Consider the following 24618-nt stretch of genomic DNA (forward strand, 5'->3'; position numbering starts at 1 on the left):
CGGATCAGCCCTTCCTTCATCGTGAATCCACGTTATCGAACCGCGACCCGATTCCTTTACATCTCCCGCTCTACCCTCTCAAGAACCGCTTTGCCAAGCCGACATCACCACTGCCCCTCGACACTCCATGGATGCAGGACACAATGCCCACGTTGACGCTCTCGCTGCCGGTCGCAAGGACGCTGGTTCAGCGCCTCGCCACCGATGACACCTTCCGCCAGCTCTTCGCCACCGACACGGCTGCCGCGATACTGCTGGCTGGACACGTTCCATCCAACCCGGCTGACCTTCAGCAGTTCGTCCAGGATTGCTGCAAGAACATCTGCCTGGCGGAGAAAGACGTCATCGCACAGGCCGAAGACCAGATCATCGCCATGCTGACCAGTGGTACCGGCTACTCCGTGCCGATGCTGGAGGACGGTTACGGCTCGCCGCGCACGCTGCGCTGAGGCATCGAGGCCATGGTGTCGGCGGCCTCGATTGCCGGCGCCGCCATGAGCCTCCGCACATCCACTACGTTAAGCGCCTGCAGGCAGAAGCTGCATTGCGCTTCTGCATATGCAAATCCGGGGCGATCACGCAGCCAACGCGTCTGCTCCTGGGCAACATCCTTCAGGCCCGCCTCCAGCGCCAGGTCACGCACTGCCAGCCGCACCTGCAGGCGTGGCTGCTTCTTCAACAGCGGTACGAGCAGGTCCAGCCCGGCCTGGGGCCGGCCCTCATGCTGCATCATCCGCCCGGCCAACAGGGTGACGTACTGGCGCAACACGCTGCTGTCAGGGAGATCCTGAAGCGCGTTCATCCGGGCCTGGACCGCCTTGGCCGGTGCGGCATCGCCCAGTCTCAGTGCCAGCAAGGCTGCCGCGTGTGCTGCAACCAGGCGATCCACTACCTCCACCGCGGGTTCGCCGCTCAGCTCTGCGAACGGCGCGGTCGCGGCCACGCGCGCCACCATCAGCGCCTTCGACCTTCTGCCGGCCATCATGTAGGCGACGGCCAGGGGCATGTCGAAGTTGTACCGATCCATGCCCTGGCGCTGTCCGGCAAGCATCCTTCCCTGTTCGGCGAGCTTGATGGCGCCCTCGACATCGCCTTGGTCAAGCGCAATCGTGGTAGCGAAATTGCCAGCATGGAAGTTGCCTGGATCGATCCGCGCAAGCAGCGCATTGGCCTTCTCGAACTCGGAACGCGCTGCCGCCACCGTCGCCTGGCGCATCAATGCACCTTCCCAACCATTGCCGGCGGCACGACTGAACGCGATGTCAGCCTCTGCGTAGCGCTCGCTGGCCAGCAAGGCGCGGCCGTACTGGTCCTGCGCGATCTCAGGCAGCTCGACCCTGCTTTGTGCAACACGCCTGGAAAGCGCCAGGGCCTCGGCAAGGCGGTTCTCGTGGAAAAGATTCAGACCGGCGTTGTAGCTTGCAGGCATGTAATCCGGATACAGCTCCGCCATGCGCGCCCAGCCATCGGTGGCGCGATCCGGATCACTGATCTGCAGCGCCCAGTTCTGCACGTACAGGCGCTCGCGTGGCGTAAGGTGCCCTGATCGACGATCAGCCTCTGCCAGCAGACGCCGGGCATCGCGGTAATTCATCATGGCGAAGCGACAGCGGGCTTGGCCCAGCCATGCCAGGGCGAACTCAGGATCGACCTCGATCGCCTGCCCGAAGAATGCCATCGCGCCGTTGAAATCTCCTCGGCTGTAGCGCTTCTGGCCCAAGGCAAACGCACGCAACGCATCCATGCTGCCCGTGGTCACCTCCGGCAGGGATTGGCTGTCGCGCTGGATCAATGCGGGCTCTTCGCCCAGGCGATCGCGCAGCTGGCGCGAAACATCGTCCACCGCCGCCAGTACCGCACCCGCCTTCGCATCGGCGGATACCACGGCCAGGGTGCGCAGCGTCGACGGCTCGACCACCTCCACGCTGAAGCGGGTTCGGCCGCCGACATCGGTCGCCGATGGCACGAACACCAGGCGGGCGCCCGTGCGCACCGCCACAGCGGCGGCATCGCCACGTTCACGGACACCGCGATCCGGCGGTTTCCGCATCATCTCAAGGGTGCGGCCGACGCGGTCGTCACTGACGACGTTGACGTAGCGGGACTGCTCGAGACTGATCCGGAACGCCTGGTCCAGGGCGTCATCGAGCAGTCGATTGCCGGTGAGGTTATGCAGCCCGCCGAGCACCACCCAGTCGCGTTCGGCGAACGCGATGGCCGGCTGTGGCCGGGTCAGCAACCAGACGCCAAGCACCGCGGCCAGCAGCACGGCGGCCTGCGCCGCCATCGCCAGCGGACGGCGCCACAACGGAAGATCACGCCGGGCCTTGGCCGTGTGCCGCAGCCGCCCCGGCGTGGGCATGCCCGCCGCCTGCACGCCGTAGACTTCGGCTGGCTGGCTCACGCCCTTGAAGCGCCATCGCCCGAACGACCGCCATTGCAGGCCTTCAGCCATCGTGCCCAGCGACCCACTGGAGCGACGCACGATGGATTCGGCCACCGCCGAAAGCAGGATCTGGCCCGGGCGTGCCAACTGCATCAGGCGCGCCGCCGTCGGCTTGGCCAGGCCTTCGACTTCAATCGCCTTGGCGCCAGCCCGCACTGCCTCGGCGCTGTTCTCCCAGGTCAGCACATCGCCCACATGCAGACCAGCCCGCGCCTGCAGATGGATCTCGTGTCTCTGCCCCAGCGGCTGCAGCCCACGCTGGTAATCCAATGCAAAGCCAAGCGCGTCGATCGGGCGCTCGAACAGCATGAACAGTCCGTCGGAGCGATCGATCAGCTGGCCGTTCCAGCGCTGCTGCAGCGCCAGCACCAGCCGGTCGTGTTCCTGGAACAGTTCGGCGGCAGCGACATCGCCGATGCGTTCGACCAGCAGCAGCGAGTCACACAGGTCGGTGAACAGCAGGGCGCGCAGTTGCTGGTTGTGCGGCGCCGACGTTCCGTTGTCGCCATTCATCGCCTCTGTCTCCCGATCTAGGGTGAGTCCACTGCGTCTGCCCAACGCAGGCAGTTGCCACCATCACGCTTGGCCTGGTACAGCGCACGATCCGCGCTGGCGTACCACTCGCTCCAGCCCGCATCCGGGTCCAGCAGGCTGGCGCCGATGCTGACCAGGCTGACGTGCGGCGTGCCGTGGCTGCGCTCGAGCAGGCCGTGTACCGCGCTGAGGATGAACTCTGCCGCGTGCTGCACGATCTCGTGGTTGCCACGACGCAGGATCAGGCAGAACTCGTCACCGCCGAGCCGGCAGGCCAGGTCCTGCTCACCGGCCATCGAGCGCAGGATGTTGCCCATGCTCTGCAGCACGCGATCGCCGGCCTGGTGGCCATGGCGGTCATTGATCTGCTTGAAGCGGTCGCAGTCGATGAGCAGCAGCGCCTGCGGCAGCCCACTGCCATCGGCGCGGCATTCCTGCAGGTAAAGGGTGAGGCCACGGCGGTTGTGCAGCCCGGTCAGTTCATCGGTACGCACCAGTTCACGGGTGTGGGTCAGCTGGTGGGTAGTGATGTACAGGTTGTCCAGCGCGGTTTCCAGATCATGGTTGCGCCGGCGCAGCTGGCTGATCAGCGCCTGTTCGTTGGTCAGCACGCGCATGATCGTGCGGCGCAGGAAGTAGGCGACCAGGCCCGGATCGGATTCCACCAGACGATGGAAGTCGGCGGGCCCCAGCTCAAGCACCTCGCAGTCCACCAGGGCGCGCGCACTGGCGCTGCGCGGGTGATCACCCACCAGCAGGCCCAGCTCACCGAAGAACTCCTGCTGCCCGAGGGTCTTGATCACCAGGTCCTCGCCGAAATCCAGTTCGATCTGGCCTTCCAGGATCACGTACATGCGCTCGCCACGGTGGCCACGCTGGAACAGCCACTGCCCGGCATGAAGCTTGCGTGGACGGGCAAATCTGGCGAACAATGCGACCTCGGCATCGGACAGCAGCGCATGCACGATCTCGGCCATCGCCACCCGGGCGATACCTGACGTCACATCACTGTTCTCGGCCGCACCCCTGCCGGTCATTCCCTGCACCCGCCGCCAGCGTCCCCTGGTGAGCCGCGGAGCATAGCACCGCTTTAAAATGTGCGCCCTATCTCATTTTGAGCCTTGTGGTCCGCTTTCCCGATGTGAAGGCGCACGGTGGCCGTTCTGCCCGCCACGGTCCAGGGAAAAGTCGTTCCGGATCAATCTGATGGCCACCTTCACAGGGTTTCGGCCAAGTTGCCGGACTGTGGGGTGCGCTGGATTGACGCTGCATGCGTTCATCGCGTTTCCATCGATACAACAACGCCGGCAGGTCCCCCGACCGGCCGGCGTTGCCTGGCCCTTCCCTGGCCACCCTGATCGGATTCGCGACCCCGGTAGAGCCGGCCGCTGGCCGGCTTCTCCGTAGTGCCCGAAGGCGCACGTGGGTGCCGGCCAGCGGCCGGGCACTACCGCATCACGCAGCGCGTTCGCTGCGCCCGCCGTGAAACTGCTCTTCTTCGGTCGAGCCGGTCAACGCGGTGGTCGAGGACTGGCCCTGCTGGATCGCCTGGGTCACGGCATCGAAGTAGCCGGTGCCAACCTCGCGCTGGTGCTTGACCGCGGTGAAGCCGCGCTCGGCGGCTTCGAACTCGGCTTCCTGCAGTTCCACGAACGCGCTCATCTGGCGGCGTGCGTAGCCGTGGGCCAGATTGAACATGCCGTAGTTCAGCGCGTGGAAGCCGGCCAGGGTGATGAACTGGAACTTGTAGCCATAGCTGCCCAGCTCACGCTGGAACTTGGCGATGGTGGCGTCGTCCAGGTTCTTCTTCCAGTTGAAGCTGGGCGAGCAGTTGTAGGCCAGCAGCTTGCCCGGGAACTTCGCATGGATCGCCTCGGCGAACCTGCGTGCGAATTCCAGGTCCGGCTTGCCGGTCTCGCACCACACCAGGTCGGCGTAGGGCGCGTAGGCCAGGCCACGGCTGATCGCCTGGTCCAGGCCATTGCGGGTCTTGTAGAAGCCCTCGACGGTGCGCTCGCCGGTGGTGAACGGGCGGTCGTTGCCGTCGATGTCACTGGTCAGCAGATCCGCGGCCTCGGCATCGGTGCGCGCGACCAGCAGGGTCGGCACGCCCAGCACGTCGGCGGCCAGGCGTGCGGCGTTGAGCTTCTCGATGGCCTCGCGGGTCGGCACCAGCACCTTGCCGCCCATGTGGCCGCACTTCTTCACCGACGCCAGCTGGTCTTCGAAATGCACGCCGGCGGCGCCGGCCTCGATCATCGCCTTCATCAGTTCGAAGGCGTTGAGTACGCCGCCGAAACCGGCTTCGGCGTCGGCCACGATCGGCTGCAGGAAGTCGATGTCATCCTTGCCTTCGGCGTGGTGCAGCTGGTCGGCACGCAGCAGCGTGTTGTTGATGCGCTTGACCACCGCCGGCACCGAATCGGCCGGGTACAGCGACTGGTCCGGATACATCTGGCCGGCCAGGTTGGCGTCGGCCGCCACCTGCCAGCCGGACAGGTAGATCGCCTTCAGCCCGGCCTTGACCTGCTGCATGGCCTGGTTGCCGGTCAGTGCACCCAGCGCGTTGACGAACTCGCGCTCATGCAGCGATGCCCACAGCTTCTCCGCACCCAGGCGGGCCAGCGAATGCTCGATGTGGACGGTGCCGCGCAGGCGCACCACGTCGGCGGCGCTGTAGTTGCGCTGGATGCCTTCCCAACGCGGGTTGGTATCCCAGTCGTGCTGGATCTGTTCGGCAGTGGGCAGCTTGCTCATGTCTTTCTCCAGTTCGGTTCGTGCGTGCAGCGGGGAGGGAAACGGCGGGTTTGCGGGCAGTCGGTCAGTCGATGCGCGCGTAAGCCGGCAGGGTCAGGAAATCGGTCAGTTCGTCGCTGCGGCTCAGTTCGCCGAGCAGGGCGATGGCCTCGCCGATGCGTGCGCCACCAGGCAGCGCGGCGGTATCGCCCAGCCGTGCCGGCAGCTGCGAGAGGGTGGAATCCAGCAGCGCGAGGTCGATCGCGGTGCCGTCGTCCAGCTGCTGGCCCGGCGTGTGCAGCCACTGCCACAGCTGGCTGCGACTGATCTCGGCGGTGGCCGCATCCTCCATCAGGTGGTGGATCGGCACGCAGCCGTTGCCATCCAGCCAAGCGGCCAGGTAGCGCACGCAGACTTCCACGTTGCCTTCGAAACCGGCGCGGGTGATGGTGCCCGGCGGCCGTGCGATCAGTTCGTCGCGGCCGACGCGCACGTCCTGGCGCAGCACGCTGTGCTGGTTCGCACCGGGCATGTGTTCGTCGAAGATCGCCATCGCCACCGGAATCAGCGCCGGGTGCGCAACCCAGGTGCCGTCATGGCCGGCGGTGACTTCGCGCAGCTTGTCGGCGCGCACGCGGGCCATCGCCTGTTCGTTGGCGGCGGCATCGTTGTTGATCGGAATCTGCGCGGCCATGCCGCCCATCGCATGCGCACCGCGGCGGTGGCAGGTCTGGATCAGCAGTTCCGAATAGGCCTTCAGGAACGGCTGGGTCATGGTCACCTGGCCGCGCTCGGGCAGCACGCGATCGGCGTGGCGGCGGAAGGTCTTCAGGTACGAGAAGATGTAGTCCCAGCGCCCGCAGTTCAGGCCGACGATGCGGTCACGCAGCGCGTGCAGGATCTCGTCCATCTCGAACACCGCCGGCAGCGTTTCGATCAGCACCGTCACCTTGATCTGGCCATGCGGCAGGCCGAGCATGCCTTCGATGTGCGACAGCGCGGTCTCCCACAGCGCCGCCTCTTCCATGCTCTGCAGCTTGGGCAGGTAGAAGTACGGGCCGCGGTCCTTCGCCTGCAGGGTGCGGGCGTTGTGGAAGGCGAACACCGCCGCGTCGAACAGGCCACCGGCCAGCGGCTGGCCGTCGATGGCCACGTGCTTTTCGTCCAGGTGCCAGCCGCGCGGGCGCACGATCAGCACCGCCTGCTCGTCGTACGGGCGCAGGCTGTAGTGCTTGCCATTTGCAGCGGTGAATTGCAGATCACCGCGCACCGCCGCCGCCAGCGACTGCTGCCCGGCCAGCAGGTTGCGCCAGGTCGGCGAGGTCGAATCCTCGAAGTCGGCCATGAACACCTTGGCGCCGGAGTTCAGCGCGTTGATGACCATCTTCGGGTCGGTCGGGCCGGTGATCTCGACGCGGCGGTCCTGCAGCGCGGCCGGCAGCGGGGCAACGCGCCAGTCGCCGTTGCGGATCGCGGTGGTGTCTTCGCGGAAGTCCGGCAGGCCGCCCTGATCGAAGAACGCCTGACGCTCGCGGCGGGCCTGCAGCCGTGCCTGCCGGCCCGGTTCCACCGCGCGGTGCAGCGACACCAGCAGGGCCAGCAGCGGCGCCGGCAGCAGGGTGTCCTGGCCGGCCACGCGGGTCGCCAGGGCGATGCCGGGGGTAGCCTTGCTGGCAGGGGTGGGAACAGCGGAAGCGACGGCGGACATGGGGCGACTCCAGCGGTGGGGGAACGACTCCACGGTGCCGCTGGGCCGGAGTATTTGGCAAAACAGTTTTTGCAATGTTCTACATAAGTTGTGCTAATACTCGTGACACGATGAGCACACGCACCCCGCCAAGTCCGCGTTTTTCCTACAAATCAGACCGGCTGAAGCCGCTGCGCGCGTTCTGCCAGACCGTGCGCCTGGGTTCGGTCTCACGGGCGGCTGAGGCACTTTTCGTCAGCCAGCCGGCGATCAGCCTTCAGTTGCAGGCGCTGGAACGGGAGCTGGGGGTGCCATTGTTCGAGCGCAGCGGGCGGCGCCTGGTGCCCAGCCGCGAGGGCCAGCTGCTGTATGAAATGGCGCAGCCACTGGTGGAAAACCTGGACGGGCTGGAGGCGCGCTTCCGCGACAAGGTGCGCGGACTGGATGCGGGCGAACTGAACATCGCCGCCAACAGTTCCACCATCCTCTACCTGCTGCCGAAGATCGTCGAACGCTTCCGCCTGCATCACCCGGACGTGCGCCTGACCCTGCACAACGCGATCAGCGCCGACGGCACCGACCTGCTGCGCGAGGATGCCGCCGACCTGGCGATCGGTTCGATGACCGATGTGCCGGCCGACCTGAGCTACGCCCCGGCCTACCGCTTCGAGCAGGTGCTGATCGCACCGCACGATCATCCGCTGGCCAGTGGCGGCGAGCTGGAGCTGGCCGACATCGCGCGCTATCCGCTGGTGCTGCCGCCGAAGCGGCAGATCACCTACCGGCTGGTGGACCAGGTGTTCCAGCGCCACCGCATCGCCTACACCGTGGCACTGGAGGTCGGCGGCTGGGAGGTGATCAAGCAGTACGTGGCGATGGGCATGGGCATTTCGATCGTGCCGGCGCTGTGCCTGAACGAGGCCGACCGCGAGCGGTTGGCGGCGCGGTCGATGAAGCGCTGGTTCCCGGAACGCAGTTACGGGGTGATCGTGCGCCGGGGCAAGGCGCTGTCGGCGCAGGCGCGGGCGTTCATCGAGCTGATCCAGCCGGAGTTGTTCAGCCCGCGCGATTACGACCAGAGCGGGCATTCGGAGCGGTGAGGGGTGTTCTGGTTTGCAGGGCTGCCGCCCTGCACCTGCGGTAGTGCCGGCCGCTGGCCGGCAACCTCAAAAGCAACAGCGGGCATTCCGTGGGATGGCGGGGTGGGTCCGGTTGCGGGGGACGCCGCAAATCCGTCCATGGGGGCTTGGTCGCGGCATCCATGCCGCTCACACCCCCGCAACCGGACCCACCCCGCCTTCGACAGTTGGTTGCTGCTGTTGGTGCCAGCTGCTGTTGGTGGGTGCCGACCGTTGGTCGGCACGGGATCGGATCCCATCTCTGATTCATTTCCGGCTGACGATGAATAAACTGGCCGCATGTCCATCGAACTCCGCCACCTGCGTTACTTCCTCGCTGTTGCCGATACGCTGCACTTCGGCCAGGCGGCGGAGCGGTTGGGCATGTCGCAGCCGCCGCTCAGCCAGCAGATCCGCCAGCTGGAGGACCTGATCGGTGCGCGCCTGTTCGTGCGCAGCCATCGTCGTGTGCAGCTGACGCCCGCGGGCGAGCTGCTGCAGGAACGTGCACGCGCCATCGTGCAGCAGGTGGAAGCGGCGGTGGATGAGGTACAGCGCGCGCAGCGCGGTGAGCAGGGTGAACTGCACATCGGCCTGACCCGCGCCACACCGCTGTCGCCGCAGATTCCGCGTTCGATCCTGCATTACCGCCAGCAGTATCCGCAGGTGCGGCTGCAGCTGAGCGAGATGAACACCCTGCAGCAGATCGACGCGCTGCTCGACGGGTCACTGGACGTGGGCATCATCCGCAAGCGTGCGCTGCCACCGGAACTGGTGGCGCACAGCCTGTTCGTCGATCCGCTGGCGTTGATCGTGCATGCCGACCATCCTGCCCTGCGCAGACTGTCGAAGCAGGGCACGCTGTCGCTGCGCGACTTCGCGCAGGAGCCATTCGTGGCGTTCCGCCGCAGTGCCGGTGCGGGCATCCACGACCACATGATCGCGTTGTGCGCGGCTGCCGGATTCACACCGCGCATCGTGCAGGAGGCGGGTGAAGCCTCGACGCTGATCAGCCTGGCCGCCGCAGGCCTGGGCGCCGCGATCCTGCCGTCTTCGTGCGATCACATCCGGGTGGAAGGATCGCGCTTCGTGGCGCTGGCCGATGCCGGTGCCCATTCGGAAGTGCAGCTGGCGTGGCATCGCGAACGGGTAACCCCGTTGATCCGCAATTTCGCCACGCTGCTGCGCGGGGCATTCGCCGGTAGAGTCGACTGTTAGTCGACTATCGCGCGCAGCGCGGGGTTTTCGCGATCTGATGGAAGAGCAGTCGACTAACAGTCGACTCTACCTCGGCAAACCCGCCACACCGTGGTTGCCGGCCAGCGGCCGGCACTACCGTGCGTTGGGTCACGCCGTGACCGGCTGCGGCGCGCGCTGCTGCAGCGCCCAGACGATGCCACCGCCGATCAGGGTCAGCACGGCGGCGAACGCACACACGCCAAGCCAGTCCCAGGCTGCATAGGCCAGGCCACCCACACCGCCCAGCACGCTGGACCCCAGGTAGTAGGCGAACAGGTACAGCGCCGAGGCTTCCGCACGCATCGCGCCGGCGCGGCTTCCAACCCAGCTGCTGGCCACGGAATGACCACCGAAGAAGCCGAAGGTCACCAGTGCGATACCCAGCGCCATCGTGCTCAGCCACGGCATCGCCAGCAGCGCGATGCCGGCGCCGATCAGCGCGAACGAGATCGACAGGATGCGGCCGCGTCCGTAACGCGTGGCCTGCTGGCCCATCCACGCCGAACTGAAGGTGCCCACCAGGTAGACGCTGAAGATCAGGCCGACCACGGTCTGGCTGAGGTGGTAGGGCGGCGCCAGCAGGTGATAGCCCAGGTAGTTGTAGAGGGTGACGAACACGCCCATCAGTACGAACGAGGTGGCGAACAGCCACGGCAGGCCCGGGTCGGCGAACAGCGTGCGCCAGCGCGACGGCAACTGGCGCAGGCCATCACGGCGGGGCTGGAAGTGACGCGACGGCGGCAGCTGCAGCCACAGCAGCACGGTGCTGGCCACGGCGATGATCGAGACCACGCCGATGCCCCAGCGCCAGCCCCAGTGATCGGCGATGATGCCGGCCAGCAGGCGCCCGCTCATGCCACCGATGGCGTTGCCGCCGATGTACAGGCCCATCGCCAGGCCCAGCGCACGGCTGTCCATTTCCTCGACCAGGTAGGTCATCGCCACCGCCGGCACGCCGCTCAGCGCCAGGCCAAGCAGGGTCCGCAGCACCAGCAGCGTGGTCCAGTCGTCCACCAGCGCGGTGCACAGCGACAGCATGGCCGACGCCAACAGCGCAACGATCATCAACGGGCGACGGCCGACCGCGTCGGACAGCAGGCCGGCCAGCAGCATCGCCACCGCCAGCGTGCCAGTGGTCAACGACAGCGACATCGCGCTGCCGGCGGCGGACACGCCGAAGTGACGGCTGAACTCGGGCAGCAGCGGCTGCACGGTGTACAGCAGGCCGAAGGTGGAGAAGCCGGCCAGGAACAGCGCCAGCGCGGTGCGGCGGAAGGCCGGGGTGCCCTGCTGGATGCGGGTGTCGGTGCCGGTATCGAGAGTGGAGGGACGGCCTTCAACGGCCGCCGCAGTTTCGCCAGTCATGGAATCGAAGGGCCGGTGGGGACGGCCGGGCGTGGGAGGGAACGGGCCTCAGACTAGGCCCGTCCATCCAGTCGATCCATAACCTGATAAGTCAGGATTGATACTCAAGAAGTATCAATTCAGCTTACAGGCGCTGCCACTCGAAACCGTCGCCGCGGCGGTAGTACACCGCCACCGCACGGCCGTAGACCTTGTCGGCATCTACGAAGCCGAAGAAGCGGCCATCGAAGCTGTTGCCACGGTGGTCACCCAGCACCAGCACCTTGCCGTCCGGCACCACCAGGTCGGCGATGTCCGGGCCGCCCCCCATGTCCAGATCGAGGCTGGCACGGCGTTCACCGAAGGCTTCCACATCCTGCAGGTCCGCAGTCTGCAGCGGCTGGCCGTTGATGGTCAGGTGCCCTTCGTGCAGCTGTACATGGTCACCGGCCACTGCGGCAACGCGCTTGATCAGGCGGGTGCCGTCGGCTGGCGAATCGAATACCGCCACTTCGCCGCGCTGCGGCGTGCCGGTGGACATCAGTTCCCTGCTGGTGAATGGCAGGCGCAGGCCGTAGGCGCGCATGTCCACCACCACCCGGTCGCCGGGCTGCAGGGTCGGCTGCATCGAACCGCTGGGCACCACGTAGTGGTTGGCGAGGGTATCGCGGGCGGCGGCGAGCAGGCCGAGCATCACCAGCAACGGCAGCGCCTCCTTCTTCAGCCAGGCGAGCGCGCGATCGGAAAAGGGAGGGCGGGCAACGGCGTCCATGGCAGGCTCCGGGTGGGTGGTAGCTGCATCAGACCACACACGGGGGGAGAGGTTCCCGGTAGTGCCGGGTTACGCAGGTTTTACGCGCGGGACCGGCCGCGGGCATCGCACCTTTACGGCCAGCGCGCGCATCGTGTGCCCACCGCGCCGCAGGGCGCATTCCGCAAGGTGTTGTATGACCCTCCTGGTGATCCGCCACGCATCTTCGTCCGCGCCGCGCCCGCAATTGCCGGCGCAGCTGAGCGGCCATCGCGTGCTGTGCAGCGACTGCGCCAGCCTGTCCGAAGTGCGCCAGTGCCTGTGCCAGCCACAGGCGCGTTCGGCCGACTGGGTGCTGCTGGATGTCGGCGTGGCCGACGAGGCGCAATGGCAGGCCGAGGGCGGTGCGCTGCAGGCGGCGCTGGAACGGCTGCCGGCGCAGTACATCGAGTTGCAGGCACCCAGCGAGCCCGGCCTGGAGGCGCGCCTGCGACTGCAGCATGGCCCGGCGGCGGTGGTCATTGACCAGCGCAGCCAGCAGGCCGGTTATCCGTTGTCGCTGGCCATCGTCGGCCGCCGCCTGGCGCAGGAGGGCTGAGCCATGTCGATCTTCATCATCCGTGGCCCGGAAGCCGCCGGTGCGCTGATCCGTACCGCCATGCCGCTGCCGGCACCGGTACTGAAGTCGTTGGTGCACCGGGCGATCGACGCCGGCACCAGCGTGGCGATACGCGCCTGCGGCTCGGAACAGGAACTGCTGGACGCCCTGCGCGTGGCCGACCACAGCCGTGGCGAGGTGACGCTGCTGGACCCGGGTGCGTGTGCCAACAGCCTGCGTCTTCAGCGCCTGCTGCCCTACCTGCACAACGCCTACGTGGAAGTACATGACGACGGCGCGGTGGCCGAGCCGTGCCTGCCGGCCGGTGTCGGCCAGCGCCTGGGCATTGCCGCCGGGTACGGTGCGCAGAGCTATGTGCTGGCGCTGGACATCGCGCTGGATCACCTGGGCCTGGCCGAACAGGCCAACCGGGTACACGTGGGGACGTGATGGCCGGGCTGTGCCCGGCACCCGGTAGTGCCGGCCGCTGGCCGGCAACCTCAACAGCAACAGCCAAAGCCGTTTTCCTGGGGGATGGCGGGGTGGGTCCGGTTGCGGGGGACGCTGCAAGTACGTGCCTGTAAGCTTGGCCGCGGCATCCATGCCGCGGACACCCCCGCAACCGGACCCACCCCGCCTTCGACAGATCTCCGCGAACTGTCGGAACAGCATGGCCTGCTTTTGGTGGGTGTCGACCTTGGTCGATGCATGGATCCACGCCATGCGTGGATGAGCGGCAAACTGCGGAATCTGTCGATGGTATCGATTCAACGAAAAACGGCGGGGTTTCCCCCGCCGTTATTTCTTTCGTACTTCAGGTCGCGCTTATTTCAGTCCGCGGAACTTCAGCAGCGGTTCCACCGACGGGTCCTTGCCGCGGAAATCGCGGTACAGGGTCGACAGCTCCACGCTGTTGCCGCGCGAGAGGATCTTGTCGCGGAATTCCTGGCCATTGGCGGCGGTCAGGCCACCGTGTTCGGTGAACCACTGGTAGGCGTCATGATCCAGCACTTCGGCCCAGAAGTAGGCGTAGTAGCCGGCCGAGTAACCGCCACCCCAGATGTGGTCGAAGTAGGTGGTGCGGTAACGCGGCGGCACCTGCGGCAGGTCGACCTTGAACTTCTTCAGCGCGCTGGCTTCAAAGGCGCCGACGTCCTGCAGCGGCGCGTCGGCCTTCTGCGTGTGCCAGGCCAGGTCCAGCAGTGCGGCCGACAGGTACTCGGTGGTCGCATAGCCCTGGTTGAAGCTGCGTGCCTTGAGGATCTTGTCGACCAGCTCCTGCGGCATCGCCTCGCCGGTCTTGTAGTGCTTGGCGTAGTTGGCGAACACCTTCGGGTCCAGCGCCCAGTGCTCGTTGAACTGCGACGGGAACTCGACGAAGTCGCGCGAGGTGGCGGTGCCGGCGATCGACGGATACTTCACGTTCGAGAACATGCCATGCAGTGCATGGCCGAACTCATGGAACATGGTGGTGACGTCGTCGAAGCTGATCAGCGCAGGCTGGCCGGCGGCCGGCTTGGTGAAGTTGCAGACGTTGTAGACCACCGGCTTGGCGCCGGTCAGGCCGTCCTGCTCGACGAACACGTCCATCCAGGCGCCGCCGGACTTGCTGTCACGCTTGAAGTAGTCGGTGTAGAACAGGGCCAGCGAGGTACCGTCCTTGTCGAAGACTTCGTACACCTTCATGTCCGGGTTGTAGGTCGGAATGTCGGTACGCGGCTTGAAGGTGATGCCGTACAGCTGGGTGGCGGCGTAGAAGACGCCGTTCTGCAGCACGTTGTCCAGTTCGAAGTACGGTTTTACCTGCGACTCGTCCAGATCGTACTTGGCCTTGCGCACCTGCTCGGCGTAGAAATCCCAGTCCGAGGCGGCAACCTGGAAGCCGCCCTTCTGCGCGTCGATCACCTTCTGGATCTCGCCGGCTTCGGCGCGGGCCTTGGCGGTGGCGGCCGGCACGGTGTCGGTCAGCAGCTTCAGCGCGGCGGCCGGGGTCTTGGCCATCTGGTCGCCCAGCTGGTAGTCGGCGAAGGTGTCGAAGCCAAGCAGCTTGGCCTTCTGCGCACGCAGCTGGGCCAGGCGCTGCACGGTCTGCCGGGTGTCGTTGGCATCGCCGCGCTCGGCGCGGGTTTCCGAAGCCTTCAGCACGGCGGCACGCTGGTCGCGGTCACTCAGCGAGCCGAGCACCGGCTGCTGGGTGGTGTTCTGCAGCGGCAGCAGGAACTTGCCATCCAGCTTGCGCTCCTTCGCTGCGTTGGCGGCGTTGTTGATCGCATCCTCGTCCAGGCCGGCCAGCTTGGCCTTGTCGTCGACGACCACGGCGGCGGCCGCGGTGGCAGCCACCAGGCGAGTATGGAACTGGGTGGAGAGCGTGGTCTCTTCCACGTTGAGCTTGCGCAGCGATGCCTTGTCGGCGTCGGACAGCTGTGCACCGGCGCGCACCAGGCCATCGTAGTAGTGCTCGACCAGGCGCTTCTGCACCGGATCCAGTTCAAGGGTGTCGCGCTGGTCATAGATCGACTTCACGCGCGCGAACAGCTTCGGGTCGAGGTTGATCTCGTCCTGGTGCGCGGCCAGCTTCGGCGCCACTTCTTCCTGGATCTTCTGGCGTGCATCGTTGGTATCGGCCTGGACCAGGCCGAAGAAGATGCGCGACACGCGGGTCAGGGTCTCGCCGCTGCGCTCCATCGCCACGATGGTGTTGTCGAAGGTGGCCGGCTCGCTGCTGTCGGCGATCTTGCGAACGTCGGCCAGGTGCTGGCGCATGCCTTCTTCGAAGGCCGGCAGGTAGTCGCTGTCCTTGATCTTGTCGAACTGCGGCGCCTGGAACGGCAGCGTGCTGGCGCTCAGCAGCGGATTGGTGGAGGCTTCGGCCGGCTGCTGGGCCGGGGCTTTCTGGGCATCGGACACGGGGGTGGACTCCTTGCCGGAACAGGCCGCCAGCGCCAGGCTGATGGCGGCGGCCAGGACTACGGTACGCGACATGTAAAACGCTCCTTGGGCAGACGGTATGGAATACCAGCCCTCCACCCTACTCCTGTCGCGCTCGCCCGGCATGTGCCGGACGTGGCGTCTATGCGACGGCCTGCGGCCGGCTCAGACCGTGCCGCGGGTCTTGCCGATCCACGGCCGGTAGAACTCGCGGATGGCGGCCATGTCGGCAGCATCGTCTCCGGTCGGCTGGAACAGCGGGCCGATGCCGATGGTCTTTTCCGGGTAATGGAAATAGGCGGCCAGGATCGGCACGTCGGCCATCCGGGCGATCTTCAGGAAGCCGGCCTTCCACTCCTTCACCGCCTTTCGGGTGCCCTCGGGGGTGATGGCGAACCACATCTTCTCGTTGTTGCGCAGCAGGTCCACCGCCTGGCCCACCGTGCCCTGCGGCGAGCTGCGGTCCAGCGGGATCACGCCCAGCTTGTGCAGCAGCGGCCCCAGCGGCCACCAGAACAGCGAGGCCTTGCCCAGCACCTTCACCTTCATGCCCAGCGCGATCTTGGCCGCCATGCCCCACAGGCCGTCCCAGTTGGACGAATGCGGCGCGATGATGAACACCAGGCGCGGGATGTCAGGCAGGGTGCCGGTCACCTTCCAGCCGCCCATGCGCAGGGTGCAGCGCGCCAGCCAGCGCAGGAAGGCGTTGGGTTTGACCTGTGGCATCTGCGGCGGCACGGCCGGCAGCAGCGGAGTCGGGTTGTTCAAGCAATCACTCCCAGTCACGTGATGAGCGCCCGCGCTTGATCTGCGCGCGCCCGCGTTTGGCGTCCAGACGACGCAGTTTCGACCCGAGGGTCGGCTTGGTGGCCTTGCGCGCTTTGGGCACGCTCAGCCCGGCCTGGATGAAGGCCGCCAGCCGCTCGCGCGCATCCTCGCGATTGCGATCCTGGGTGCGGAAACGTTGCGCGTCGATGACCAGCACGCCTTCGCCGGTCATGCGCCGGTCACGCCGCGCCAGCAGGCGCGTGCGCAACGGTTCGGGCAACGAGGGCGAGTTGGCCACGTCGAAACGCAGTTCCACCGCAGTGGAGACCTTGTTGACGTTCTGGCCACCGGCACCGCTGGCACGCACGAACCGCTCGACGATCTCGCCGTCGGGGATTTCAAGCTGCGCGTTGATGGTGACCGGTCCACTGCCCATCCGCGCATTGTAGCGGCAGCCAAGTGTCGGAGTGCGCATCGCGCGCCGTATGCCGCCGATCAGGTACCGAACACGCCGCCTTCGCCTTGGCTGCGGGTATGCTGGCCGTCCCATGTACCGCAGGAAGCTTCGCATGACCCGCTCCGCACCCGCCCTGCCCTCCCTGCTGCGCCGCGCCGCCCTGCTGCTGGCGCTGGCCGTGGCCAGTGTCCCCGCCCTGGCCGCGCCGCCGACCGATGGCGACATCAACCGTCTGCTGTCCGCGTCACGTGCGCAGAGCATGATCGACACCATGCTGCCGCAGATCGAGGCGATGCAGCAGCAGCAGTTCCAGCAGGTGGCCGCACAGCGCCAGCTCAATGCCCAGCAGCAGGAGCAGCTGAAGCGGATCCAGGCACGGACCAGCCAGACCCTGCGCCAGGCACTGTCCTGGCAGCAGCTGCGGCCGATGTACGTGGACCTGTACAAGAAGACTTTCAGCAAGGAAGACGTGCTGGCGATGGCCGAGTTCTACGAGAGCGCGGCCGGCCAGAGCCTGCTGGACAAGACCCCGGCCCTGATGCAGAACGTGATGGTGGCGATCCAGGCGCGCATGCAGCCGCTGTTCGCGGACCTGCAGAAGGACCTGGAAGCGATCGTCAACGAGCCGGAAAAGAAGTGAGGTCGTGCCGGCCGCTGGCCGGCAACCTCGTACGGTTGGGATCAGGCAGATGCCGGCCAGCGGCCGGCACTACCGTCTATAGGTCCACCTGCCAGCCGAACAGGTCCAGCGCCTTCTGGAACTCACGATCCAGCGGCGCACTGACATCCACGTTGCCACCCTCAGGATGCGGGAAGCGCAGGCGCTCGGCGTGCAGCAGCATGCGGTGCACGCCCTGCATGCGGAAGATGCGGTTGTGGCGGCCATCACCATGGCTGGTGTCGCCGATCATGTGATGCGACAGGTGCTTGAGGTGCCGGCGGATCTGCCGGAAGCGCCCGGTCTGTGGCTGGCAGCGCAGCAACGCATAACGCGAGCTGGTGAATTCACCGACCGGCACCGACAACTCTCCGGTGGCCAGGCGCTGGAAGTCGGTGACCGCCGGCTTCTTCACCGGTTTGCCCGGGCCGCCGTCCAGATCATGATCGACCTGCCAGGCGAGTTCGGCCGGCCAGCCCCGGCAGACGGTCAGGTAGTCCTTCAGCACTTCGCCGCCCATCAGCGCCTTGCCCAGCGCGCTGGCGGTATCGCGGTCAAAGGCCAGCAGCAGGCAGCCACTGGTGGCCCGGTCCAGGCGATGCACGAGGAAGATCGGGCGGCCCAGCTGCTCGCGCAGGCGGTCGGCCAGGAAGTCGTCTTCGCCACGGGCCAGCTTGCTGTCGTGGACCATCAGCCCGGCAGGCTTGTTGACCACGGCCAGGCGCTCATCCAGGTGCAGCAGCTGCAGGGGCGCGGTTTCAGTCTCGACCGCGGCGAGGGTGTCAGGTTCGGTGCTCACGGCGGGATTATCGAGGCTGGGCACTGAATGCGGTAGAGCCGGCCGCTGGCCGGCTGCCTGCGGATCGTCTGGCTGCTGGGCTTGCCGGCCAGCGGCCGGCACTACCAGATCAGGCGCGACCGGCACTACCAGATCAGGCGCGGCCGGCACTACCGGATCAGGCGCGGCCAGCACTACCGGATCAGGCGCGGGCAGCACGGCGGTCAGGCGTTGCGTACGGCCAGCAGCTCGCCGTTGCCTACCGGCACCAGGCTGGTGCTGAAGTTCGCGTCAGACTCCAGCAGCGTCCGCAGCGGTTCCATCTCTCCCGCATGCGAGGTGGCATTGTCCACCACCAGCAGGCCACCTGGGCGCAGCACGCGGCGCAGCTGCGGCCACCAGCCGGCGTATTGCCCGCGGTCCGAATCGAGGAACAGCAGGTCAATGCTGGCATCGGCGGCCTCTGCCAGCCACAGCCCGCCATCGTCGTGGACCAGCGTGATGCGATCGGCCAGGCCACTGCGCGCGAAGGTGTCACGCGCCATCGCCGCCTTGTCCTCGGCGTATTCCAGCGTGGTCACGTGGCCATCGATGGCGGCGGCGGCCTCGGCCAGCCACAGCGTCGAATAGCCGTTGGAGGTGCCGATCTCCAGTACGCGGCGCGCAGTGCCGAAGCGCACCAGCACCGCGAGGAATTCGCCCGTGTCTGGCGTGATGTTGAGCATGCGGCGGCCGCGTTCGACTTCACGGGCGTCGTTTTCGGCACCGAAGTGGGCCAGTTCGTTCTTCAGTTCCGACAGTTCCAGGGCCATTTTCCGCTGAGCTCGCCATGACGCAGCGTCCATTCTTACCCGAATCCCGGAATTTCGTATGAATCCTAGAGCCGCTGCATTTTCACGCTGAGATAGTTTCCGCCTCCTTCGCGCGGGGACAGCATGCCTGGCCGCCGCGCACCCGGCTTCCGCTAGGACACGGCCATGACATTGAACATTCTGGCAATCGGTGCCCATCCAGATGACATCGAACTCGGTTGCGGTGGCAGCCTGGCAAAGCTTGCCCGCGCCGGCTCGCGCATCCATGCACTGGTACTCAGCCGTGGCGGCCGGGGCTGCCACGCCGGCGTCGACCGCAGCGATGAATCGCATCGCGCCCTGCGCCGGCTCGGGGTGGCCGAGGTGATCCAGCAGGATTTCCCGGACACGCGATTCCCCGCCTGCCGCAACGACATCATTGCGTCGATCGAACAGGTCTGCACGCTGATCGAACCAGACCGCATCTACACGATGTGTGGTGAGGATCATCACCAGGACCATCGCACCGTTCACGAAGCGTCGATCATCGCCTGCCGCCACATTCCGCAGATCCTCTGTTATGAGAGCCCCAGCACCCTGCCGCAGTTCGCGCCGCAGGTGTTCGAGGACATCAGCGCGCAGCTGGAGCTGAAGATCCACGCGCTGCGCGAGCATGCCAGCCAGGGCGATCGCCACTACATGCAGGAAAGCCACCTCCGCTGCCATGCGCAGTTCCGTGGCCAGCAGATCGGCATCGGTCCCAGCGAGGGCTTCCTGCCCTACCGTCTGGTGCTTTGATGAAGACGCTGTTGTTCCTGGCCATGTGCGCTTTCATCCTGGTACGAATCTGCGTGCAGGCCTCGCGCCGGCCCAGCACCCGCCTGTACAGCATCGACGCGATCGTGCCGGCCTACAACGAAGCCCCATGCCTGGAGCGCTCGCTGGCCAGCCTGCTGGAAAACCCGTACGTGGCGCGGGTGATCTGTGTCAACGATGGTTCCACCGACAACACGGCTCAGGTGCTTGATGCGCTGCAGGCGCGCTGGCCCGGGCGCCTGGTGGCCGTGCACCAGGCCAACACCGGCAAGGGCGGTGCGCTGATGCACGGGCTGCAGCACGCAACCGCCGAGCAGGTGTTCCTGACCGATGCAGATACCCATATCGATCCGCGCAGCCATGGCCTGGGTTATCTGCTGGCCGAGATCGAGCGCGGCGCCGATGCGGTTGGCGGGGTCCCCTCGTCCAGCCTGCAGGGCGCCGGCTTCCTCCCCCATGTGCGCGCCAGCCTGAAACTGCCGATGATCGTGATCAAGCGCAGCTTCCAGCAATGGCTGGGCGGCGCACCGTTCATCGTTTCCGGCTCGTGTGGCCTGTTCCGTACTTCGGTGCTGCGCAAGGTCGGATTTTCCGATCGCACCCGCGTGGAAGACCTCGACATGTCCTGGTCGCTGGTTGCGCAGGGCTATCGGGTTCGCCAGAGCATCCGCTGCGTGGTCTACCCGCAGGAATGCAACACGCTGGTGGAGGAATGGCGGCGCTGGCGACGCTGGATCGTCGGCTATGCGGTATGCATGCGCCTGCATCGCCGCCTGCTCCTGACACGCTTCGGCATTTTCAGCATCCTGCCGATGATGCTGCTCGCCCTGGCCGGCATCATGCTGTCGCTGCAGGTATGGTTCGGCGCGGCCCGGCTGCACGGACCGGGTGGCCTTGCCCTGTCGGTGATGCCGCTGTTCTGGACCGGCATCGTCATGCTGCTGGCAGTGATCAGTGCCATCCACCACCGACGCGCGTGGCTGGTGCCGGCGGCGGCCTTCTCGATGCTGTATGTACTGCTCGCCTATGCGATCTGGCTGTTTCATGGCCTGGCGGGGCTGTTCACCGGCCGCGAACCCGTGCGCGACAAGCCGACGAGGTACCCGCATGTGGTGGAATGACCTCGCCGCGATGGCCGAGGCACTGTCGACACTTGCGCCCCACACTGATCCCGACGCGGAGGTCTCGCCACGGGCCACCCTGCACGGCGCCGTACGGATCGGTGCCGGCAGTCGCATCTGCGACGGCGCCCATGTCCAGGGTCCGGTGTCGATCGGCCGCGACTGCCTGATCGGCAACAACGCACTGCTGCGCGGCCCGCTGTGCATCGGTGACGGCACGCGTATCGGCTTTGCCAGCGAACTGAAGAACGCACGGTTGGGCAACCAGGTCAGCATCGGCCCGCAGTGCTTCATCGCCGACAGCCGCATCGATGACCGGGTGTATCTCGGCGCCCTGGTGCGTACCAGCAACCATCGCCTGGATGGGGCAACGGTCACCGTCCACATCGGCGACACCGTCATCGACAGCCAGCGCGACAAGCTCGGCGCCTGGATCGGCGAAGGTGCCGCGCTGGGCGTCGGCGTGATCATCCTGCCCGGCCGCATCGTCGCGCCGGGAAGCCAGTTCGGGCCGCGCATCACCGTGGAACGAAACCTGCCGCCCGGCCGCTACCGGCTGCTGCAGTCATTGCATTCCCAACCCCTGGAGTAACCCCATGCGATTGATCATCCGTGGCGCACTGCCATGCGCCCTGCTGCTGGCTGTCTGCAGCGCCCACGCCGGCGTCGACCGTGTCACGGTGCAGCTGGACCATGCCGACTACAGCGATGGCTTCGGCAAGCGCGACGTTCAGACCGTGGACGTGGCCGGCCGCAGTGGCGGCAGCCGCTGGCACCTGGGGTTGGCCCATGGCGAGCGTGACTACGGCAGCAGGCGATTCAGCGGCAACCGCATGCAGGGCTCGCTGCACCATCGCTGGAGCCCGCGCCTGTCCACCCGCACCGCTGTCACGGCATCCAACGATGATCCGGTGTTCGTCAACCGCCAGGTCAACCAGGACATCCAGTGGAAAGTGACACCGCAGACCGTACTGAGCGTGGGCGGCAAATACGCCCAGTACCATGCCGGCGCCCATGTGAGCGGCTGGTCGGTGGGTGCCTCGCATTACTTCCCGCGCGTGACTGCCTCACTGCGCCACGAGCGGCACCGCCAGTCCAATGGACCGGATGGGCATGGCACCACACTGTCGCTGCGGCTGAAGGATGGGCAAGGCCGCGGCTCGACCCAGCTGTGGCTGGGCAGCGGCACGTCCGGCTATACCGCCGAGTCCGATCCGCTGCTGCTGCGCGAGCACGATGCACGGCGTGCCTTCCTGCGCCGCAGCCAGCCATTGGGTGAGCATCTGGTGCTGGACGTGGGTATCGGCAAGACCTGGCACAGGACGCGCCTGGACAGCTTCCAGAGTGTGCAGTCGCACCTGGGCCTGGGCTACCACTGGTGAGCCTGTAATTGATCGGCGGCGTACCGTGCCGCCGATCTTCAATCTGCCGGGGTCAGCGCCACCACGCGCGCGCCAGCGCCACCACGCCGACCGCACCGGACAGCCAGCTCCACGCCGGCACGTCGCCCCAGTACCAGCCCGGCGGCTGCAGCACATACATCAGTGCAGCGATGGCGAGCAGGCCCACACCGGTGATCGCGCCCACGGCGCGCTTCTGCAGGCGCTGCAGGCTGGCGTCGAGCGCGACCAGATCGCGCGAACGCATCGCCAGTTCGTGGCGGCCTTCCACCTGCTGGGTCAGCCAGGCGTGCACCAGCCGCGGCATGTCCGGCGCATGGGTCATGATTTCCGGCAGGCGCTTGCCCAGCTCGCGCACCACCCGGCGCGGGCTGTAGCGCTCGCGCAGGATCTTCGCCAGCACCGGCTTGGCCACCGCCCAGATGTCGATCTGCGGGTCCAGCTGGCGGCCGACGCCCTCGATGTTCAGCAGGGTCTTCTGCAGCAGGATCAGCTGCGGCTGCAGCGTCAGCTGGTAGCGCTGCGCCACCCGGAACAGCTTCATCAGCACTTCGGCCAGCGAGATCTGCGACAGCGGACGGGTGAAGTACGGCTCGCACACTGAACGCACGGCCGCTTCCAGATCGTCGATGCGTACGTGGTCGGGCATCCAGCGTGCCTGCACGTGCAGTTCGGCGATGCGGCGGTAATCGCGGTTGAAGATGGCCATGAAGTTCTCGGCCAGGTAGTACTGATCTTCCTGCGACAGCTGGCCCATGATGCCGAAGTCCAGCGCGATGAAGCGCGGATTGGCGCGGCGCGCCGGATCGGTGTCGACCCAGATGTTGCCGGCGTGCGCGTCGGCGTGGAAGAAGTTGTCGCGGAACACCTGGGTATAGAACACCCGCACGCCCTTGGCGGCCAGCGCCTTGCGGTCGATGCCGGCCTTGTCCAGTGCAGCGATGTCATCGGACGGAATGCCCCAAACGCGCTCCAGGGTCAGCGCGCGCTCGGCGGTATGGCTCCAGATCACTTCCGGCACGTACAGGTCGTCGCTGTTTTCCCAGAAGCGGCGCAGCACGCTGGCATTGGCGCCTTCGCGCTGCAGGTCCAGCTCGGCGGCCAGGGTGTTCTCGACCTCGGCCACCACTTCGCGCGGCCGGATCTTGTCGGCGCGCGGATGGGTGCGCTCGACCAGGGCGGCCAGCGAATTGAGCAGGGCGATGTCGGCGTCGATCTGCTTCTCGATGCCCGGGCGAAGTACCTTGACCACCACCTGGCGGCCATCGGCCAGCGTGGCCGCATGCACCTGCGCGATCGAGGCCGAGGCCAGCGGTTCGGTGTCGAAGCTGGCGAAGGCCTCGCTGACCGGCAGGCCGAGCGCGTCCTCGACGATGCGGCGCGCGGTCTCGCCATCGAACGGCTTGACCCGGTCCTGCAGCAGGGTCAGCTCGTTGGCCACGTCCGGCGGCACCAGGTCGCGGCGGGTGGACAGGATCTGGCCGAACTTGACGAAGATCGGGCCGAGGTCCTGCAGCGCCAGGCGCAGGCGCGCACCGCGCGACTGCGAGGCGATGCTGGCCGAGGCGCGCGGCACGAACGGCTTGGCCAGGCGCAGCCAGCGTTCGGCCGGCGTGCCCTGCAGCAGGTCGTCGAGGCGGTAACGCAGGATCACCCGGCCGATGCGGCTGGCCCGCAGCACGGCCTTCATGCGGCACCCCGCAGGCGCTGCACGCGTGCACCAAGGCGCTCCACGTCATCGCGCAGCACATCCACGTCGTCGTGGAAGGCATCCAGCTCGGCGCGCGGCACCACATCGCGCGACTCCTCGGTGATGAACTCAGCGGCGCTGTGGGCCAGATCGATCGCCCCCTGGCGCGCGTGCTGCAGGGCGCTGCGCAGGGTGTTGGCGACCTGCACGCCCAGTACTTCGCCGAATACGCTGACGAAAGGCTGCTGCCAGTCCGGATCGAAGCCCTTGGCCAGCTGCTGCAGGCGGCGCGCCAGCTCGGCATCGCCGGCCACGCGCACACGGCCCTTGCCGTTGTTGTCGCCGCGTCGTGCGTTGGCCAGCAGTGGCAGCTGCGCCAGCACGCCGGCCAGGCTGCTGCGCACGGCCAGGTCGGCTTCCTGCGCATCCACCGGGCCGACCCGCAGCTGGTCGCCGTCGACGCTGATGCGCATGGCCAGCGACGGCGCTTCCAGGGTCAGGTCGATATGCCGGCCGTCGAGGCTGGCCAATGCATGGCGGGTATCCGGATCCAGCGCCAGCGCGCGGTTCAGGGCGATCTGCAGGGCGCGGCCAGCGACCGGCTTGAGGGACTTGAGCAGGGAGAGAGCCATGTGCGCATTCTACCTGCGTGGGTGGGGGGCTTGGGCCGGGCTGCCGGGCTGCCGCCCGGCACCCGTGGTAGTGCCGGCCGCTGGCCGGCAAGATCAACATCAAAAGCTGGCTATCCGTGGGATGGC

Annotated in this window: 23 protein-coding genes; 10 read left to right on the forward strand and 13 right to left on the reverse strand. The window is 67.0% G+C overall.

Annotation, left to right across the window (positions count from 1 at the left end; translation table 11 throughout):
• Positions 1 to 143 precede the first annotated feature (143 nt).
• Complete coding sequence (locus tag AC5P67_RS12755; protein WP_033833258.1) at positions 144 to 449, forward strand: NHLP-related RiPP peptide; 306 nt, start codon at positions 144 to 146, stop codon at positions 447 to 449.
• On the opposite strand, the gene AC5P67_RS12760 is transcribed toward AC5P67_RS12755, so the two are convergent.
• The 4 genes from AC5P67_RS12760 to aceB all read right to left on the reverse strand — a co-directional run bounded on the left by AC5P67_RS12760 (position 422) and on the right by aceB (position 7424).
• Positions 422 to 2959, reverse strand: coding sequence for a putative peptide modification system cyclase (locus AC5P67_RS12760; RefSeq protein ID WP_043035408.1), 2538 nt, complete (start codon positions 2957 to 2959; stop codon positions 422 to 424). The genes AC5P67_RS12755 and AC5P67_RS12760 overlap by 28 nt on opposite strands.
• Positions 2960 to 2976: 17 nt before the next feature.
• Positions 2977 to 4017 carry a GGDEF domain-containing protein gene (locus AC5P67_RS12765; RefSeq protein ID WP_024956231.1) on the reverse strand — a complete coding sequence of 347 codons (1041 nt, stop codon included), beginning with the start codon at positions 4015 to 4017 and terminating at the stop codon, positions 2977 to 2979.
• Positions 4018 to 4435: 418 nt separating this feature from the next.
• Entirely contained in the window at positions 4436 to 5737 is a 1302-nt protein-coding gene (aceA, locus tag AC5P67_RS12770; protein ID WP_005407653.1) for an isocitrate lyase, read from the reverse strand.
• Between the two features lie 64 nt (positions 5738 to 5801).
• The gene (aceB, locus tag AC5P67_RS12775; protein ID WP_033833256.1) at positions 5802 to 7424 is read right to left on the reverse strand and encodes a malate synthase A; all 1623 of its coding nucleotides are present in this window, start codon (positions 7422 to 7424) and stop codon (positions 5802 to 5804) included.
• A 110-nt stretch (positions 7425 to 7534) separates the two neighbouring features.
• Between aceB and AC5P67_RS12780 the strand changes: the two genes are divergently transcribed.
• Together AC5P67_RS12780 and AC5P67_RS12785 are read left to right on the forward strand one after the other, a co-directional pair.
• On the forward strand, positions 7535 to 8503 hold the full coding sequence (locus AC5P67_RS12780) for a LysR family transcriptional regulator (RefSeq protein ID WP_005407651.1): 969 nt from the start codon (positions 7535 to 7537) through the stop codon (positions 8501 to 8503).
• Positions 8504 to 8821: 318 nt separating this feature from the next.
• Positions 8822 to 9739: a LysR family transcriptional regulator gene (locus AC5P67_RS12785; protein WP_005411915.1), complete on the forward strand. Its 918-nt coding sequence runs from the start codon at positions 8822 to 8824 to the stop codon at positions 9737 to 9739.
• A 129-nt stretch (positions 9740 to 9868) separates the two neighbouring features.
• On the opposite strand, the gene AC5P67_RS12790 is transcribed toward AC5P67_RS12785, so the two are convergent.
• Both AC5P67_RS12790 and lepB read right to left on the reverse strand, forming a co-directional pair.
• Positions 9869 to 11125, reverse strand: a complete 1257-nt coding sequence (locus tag AC5P67_RS12790) for an MFS transporter (RefSeq protein WP_241889067.1) — start codon at positions 11123 to 11125, stop codon at positions 9869 to 9871.
• Between the two features lie 124 nt (positions 11126 to 11249).
• Complete coding sequence (gene lepB / locus AC5P67_RS12795) at positions 11250 to 11876, reverse strand: signal peptidase I (protein WP_005407648.1); 627 nt, start codon at positions 11874 to 11876, stop codon at positions 11250 to 11252.
• A 175-nt stretch (positions 11877 to 12051) separates the two neighbouring features.
• Between lepB and AC5P67_RS12800 the strand changes: the two genes are divergently transcribed.
• Both AC5P67_RS12800 and AC5P67_RS12805 read left to right on the forward strand, forming a co-directional pair.
• A complete protein-coding gene (locus AC5P67_RS12800; RefSeq protein ID WP_049459209.1) occupies positions 12052 to 12453 on the forward strand; it encodes a hypothetical protein in 402 nt (133 codons plus the stop codon).
• A gap of 3 nt (positions 12454 to 12456) precedes the next feature.
• Positions 12457 to 12903: a 3-dehydroquinate dehydratase gene (locus tag AC5P67_RS12805; RefSeq protein ID WP_004153636.1), complete on the forward strand. Its 447-nt coding sequence runs from the start codon at positions 12457 to 12459 to the stop codon at positions 12901 to 12903.
• 375 nt (positions 12904 to 13278) lie between these two features.
• On the opposite strand, the gene dcp is transcribed toward AC5P67_RS12805, so the two are convergent.
• From dcp to arfB, 3 genes are all read right to left on the reverse strand, one after another.
• Positions 13279 to 15435, reverse strand: coding sequence for a peptidyl-dipeptidase Dcp (dcp, locus tag AC5P67_RS12810; protein ID WP_065183506.1), 2157 nt, complete (start codon positions 15433 to 15435; stop codon positions 13279 to 13281).
• 111 nt (positions 15436 to 15546) lie between these two features.
• Positions 15547 to 16149, reverse strand: a complete 603-nt coding sequence (locus AC5P67_RS12815) for a lysophospholipid acyltransferase family protein (RefSeq protein ID WP_005407645.1) — start codon at positions 16147 to 16149, stop codon at positions 15547 to 15549.
• A gap of 4 nt (positions 16150 to 16153) precedes the next feature.
• On the reverse strand, positions 16154 to 16585 hold the full coding sequence (gene arfB / locus AC5P67_RS12820; RefSeq protein WP_111193710.1) for an alternative ribosome rescue aminoacyl-tRNA hydrolase ArfB: 432 nt from the start codon (positions 16583 to 16585) through the stop codon (positions 16154 to 16156).
• A 133-nt stretch (positions 16586 to 16718) separates the two neighbouring features.
• Between arfB and AC5P67_RS12825 the strand changes: the two genes are divergently transcribed.
• Positions 16719 to 17246 carry a DUF2059 domain-containing protein gene (locus tag AC5P67_RS12825; protein WP_005407643.1) on the forward strand — a complete coding sequence of 176 codons (528 nt, stop codon included), beginning with the start codon at positions 16719 to 16721 and terminating at the stop codon, positions 17244 to 17246.
• Between the two features lie 76 nt (positions 17247 to 17322).
• Here the strand turns inward: AC5P67_RS12825 and AC5P67_RS12830 are convergent, their stop codons facing one another.
• Complete coding sequence (locus AC5P67_RS12830) at positions 17323 to 18063, reverse strand: pseudouridine synthase (protein ID WP_099531060.1); 741 nt, start codon at positions 18061 to 18063, stop codon at positions 17323 to 17325.
• Positions 18064 to 18266: 203 nt separating this feature from the next.
• The gene (locus AC5P67_RS12835; protein ID WP_111193711.1) at positions 18267 to 18854 is read right to left on the reverse strand and encodes an O-methyltransferase; all 588 of its coding nucleotides are present in this window, start codon (positions 18852 to 18854) and stop codon (positions 18267 to 18269) included.
• Positions 18855 to 19019: 165 nt separating this feature from the next.
• Here AC5P67_RS12835 and AC5P67_RS12840 point away from each other — a divergent pair, with 165 nt between their 5' ends.
• The 4 genes from AC5P67_RS12840 to AC5P67_RS12855 are packed head-to-tail and all read left to right on the forward strand — an operon-like array spanning position 19020 to position 22152.
• Positions 19020 to 19631 carry a PIG-L deacetylase family protein gene (locus tag AC5P67_RS12840; RefSeq protein ID WP_111193712.1) on the forward strand — a complete coding sequence of 204 codons (612 nt, stop codon included), beginning with the start codon at positions 19020 to 19022 and terminating at the stop codon, positions 19629 to 19631.
• Positions 19631 to 20770 carry a glycosyltransferase family 2 protein gene (locus AC5P67_RS12845; RefSeq protein ID WP_005411906.1) on the forward strand — a complete coding sequence of 380 codons (1140 nt, stop codon included), beginning with the start codon at positions 19631 to 19633 and terminating at the stop codon, positions 20768 to 20770. The genes AC5P67_RS12840 and AC5P67_RS12845 overlap by 1 nt, the downstream gene beginning before the upstream one ends.
• Entirely contained in the window at positions 20757 to 21362 is a 606-nt protein-coding gene (locus tag AC5P67_RS12850; RefSeq protein WP_044569363.1) for an LbetaH domain-containing protein, read from the forward strand. Before AC5P67_RS12845 ends, AC5P67_RS12850 begins: the two co-directional genes overlap by 14 nt.
• A 4-nt stretch (positions 21363 to 21366) precedes the next feature.
• Entirely contained in the window at positions 21367 to 22152 is a 786-nt protein-coding gene (locus AC5P67_RS12855; protein WP_012478775.1) for a YaiO family outer membrane beta-barrel protein, read from the forward strand.
• 52 nt (positions 22153 to 22204) lie between these two features.
• Here the strand turns inward: AC5P67_RS12855 and ubiB are convergent, their stop codons facing one another.
• Complete coding sequence (ubiB, locus tag AC5P67_RS12860; protein ID WP_012478774.1) at positions 22205 to 23860, reverse strand: ubiquinone biosynthesis regulatory protein kinase UbiB; 1656 nt, start codon at positions 23858 to 23860, stop codon at positions 22205 to 22207.
• Complete coding sequence (locus AC5P67_RS12865; protein ID WP_005411902.1) at positions 23857 to 24492, reverse strand: ubiquinone biosynthesis accessory factor UbiJ; 636 nt, start codon at positions 24490 to 24492, stop codon at positions 23857 to 23859. The genes ubiB and AC5P67_RS12865 overlap by 4 nt, the downstream gene beginning before the upstream one ends.
• Positions 24493 to 24618 lie beyond the last annotated feature (126 nt).

The organism is Stenotrophomonas sp. YJH_SMC_21, from assembly GCF_059369555.1.

What these genes read in the sequence shown, in the direction of transcription:
- AC5P67_RS12755 (WP_033833258.1), top strand. Translation starts at nt 144, where the DNA reads ATGCCCACGTTGACGCTCTCGCTGCCGGTCGCAAGGACGCTGGTTCAG.
- AC5P67_RS12760 (WP_043035408.1), bottom strand. Translation starts at nt 2,959, where the DNA reads ATGAATGGCGACAACGGAACGTCGGCGCCGCACAACCAGCAACTGCGC.
- AC5P67_RS12765 (WP_024956231.1), bottom strand. Translation starts at nt 4,017, where the DNA reads ATGACCGGCAGGGGTGCGGCCGAGAACAGTGATGTGACGTCAGGTATC.
- aceA (WP_005407653.1), bottom strand. Translation starts at nt 5,737, where the DNA reads ATGAGCAAGCTGCCCACTGCCGAACAGATCCAGCACGACTGGGATACC.
- aceB (WP_033833256.1), bottom strand. Translation starts at nt 7,424, where the DNA reads ATGTCCGCCGTCGCTTCCGCTGTTCCCACCCCTGCCAGCAAGGCTACC.
- AC5P67_RS12780 (WP_005407651.1), top strand. Translation starts at nt 7,535, where the DNA reads ATGAGCACACGCACCCCGCCAAGTCCGCGTTTTTCCTACAAATCAGAC.
- AC5P67_RS12785 (WP_005411915.1), top strand. Translation starts at nt 8,822, where the DNA reads ATGTCCATCGAACTCCGCCACCTGCGTTACTTCCTCGCTGTTGCCGAT.
- AC5P67_RS12790 (WP_241889067.1), bottom strand. Translation starts at nt 11,125, where the DNA reads ATGACTGGCGAAACTGCGGCGGCCGTTGAAGGCCGTCCCTCCACTCTC.
- lepB (WP_005407648.1), bottom strand. Translation starts at nt 11,876, where the DNA reads ATGGACGCCGTTGCCCGCCCTCCCTTTTCCGATCGCGCGCTCGCCTGG.
- AC5P67_RS12800 (WP_049459209.1), top strand. Translation starts at nt 12,052, where the DNA reads ATGACCCTCCTGGTGATCCGCCACGCATCTTCGTCCGCGCCGCGCCCG.
- AC5P67_RS12805 (WP_004153636.1), top strand. Translation starts at nt 12,457, where the DNA reads ATGTCGATCTTCATCATCCGTGGCCCGGAAGCCGCCGGTGCGCTGATC.
- dcp (WP_065183506.1), bottom strand. Translation starts at nt 15,435, where the DNA reads ATGTCGCGTACCGTAGTCCTGGCCGCCGCCATCAGCCTGGCGCTGGCG.
- arfB (WP_111193710.1), bottom strand. Translation starts at nt 16,585, where the DNA reads ATGGGCAGTGGACCGGTCACCATCAACGCGCAGCTTGAAATCCCCGAC.
- AC5P67_RS12825 (WP_005407643.1), top strand. Translation starts at nt 16,719, where the DNA reads ATGACCCGCTCCGCACCCGCCCTGCCCTCCCTGCTGCGCCGCGCCGCC.
- AC5P67_RS12835 (WP_111193711.1), bottom strand. Translation starts at nt 18,854, where the DNA reads ATGGCCCTGGAACTGTCGGAACTGAAGAACGAACTGGCCCACTTCGGT.
- AC5P67_RS12840 (WP_111193712.1), top strand. Translation starts at nt 19,020, where the DNA reads ATGACATTGAACATTCTGGCAATCGGTGCCCATCCAGATGACATCGAA.
- AC5P67_RS12845 (WP_005411906.1), top strand. Translation starts at nt 19,631, where the DNA reads ATGAAGACGCTGTTGTTCCTGGCCATGTGCGCTTTCATCCTGGTACGA.
- AC5P67_RS12850 (WP_044569363.1), top strand. Translation starts at nt 20,757, where the DNA reads ATGTGGTGGAATGACCTCGCCGCGATGGCCGAGGCACTGTCGACACTT.
- AC5P67_RS12855 (WP_012478775.1), top strand. Translation starts at nt 21,367, where the DNA reads ATGCGATTGATCATCCGTGGCGCACTGCCATGCGCCCTGCTGCTGGCT.
- ubiB (WP_012478774.1), bottom strand. Translation starts at nt 23,860, where the DNA reads ATGAAGGCCGTGCTGCGGGCCAGCCGCATCGGCCGGGTGATCCTGCGT.
- AC5P67_RS12865 (WP_005411902.1), bottom strand. Translation starts at nt 24,492, where the DNA reads ATGGCTCTCTCCCTGCTCAAGTCCCTCAAGCCGGTCGCTGGCCGCGCC.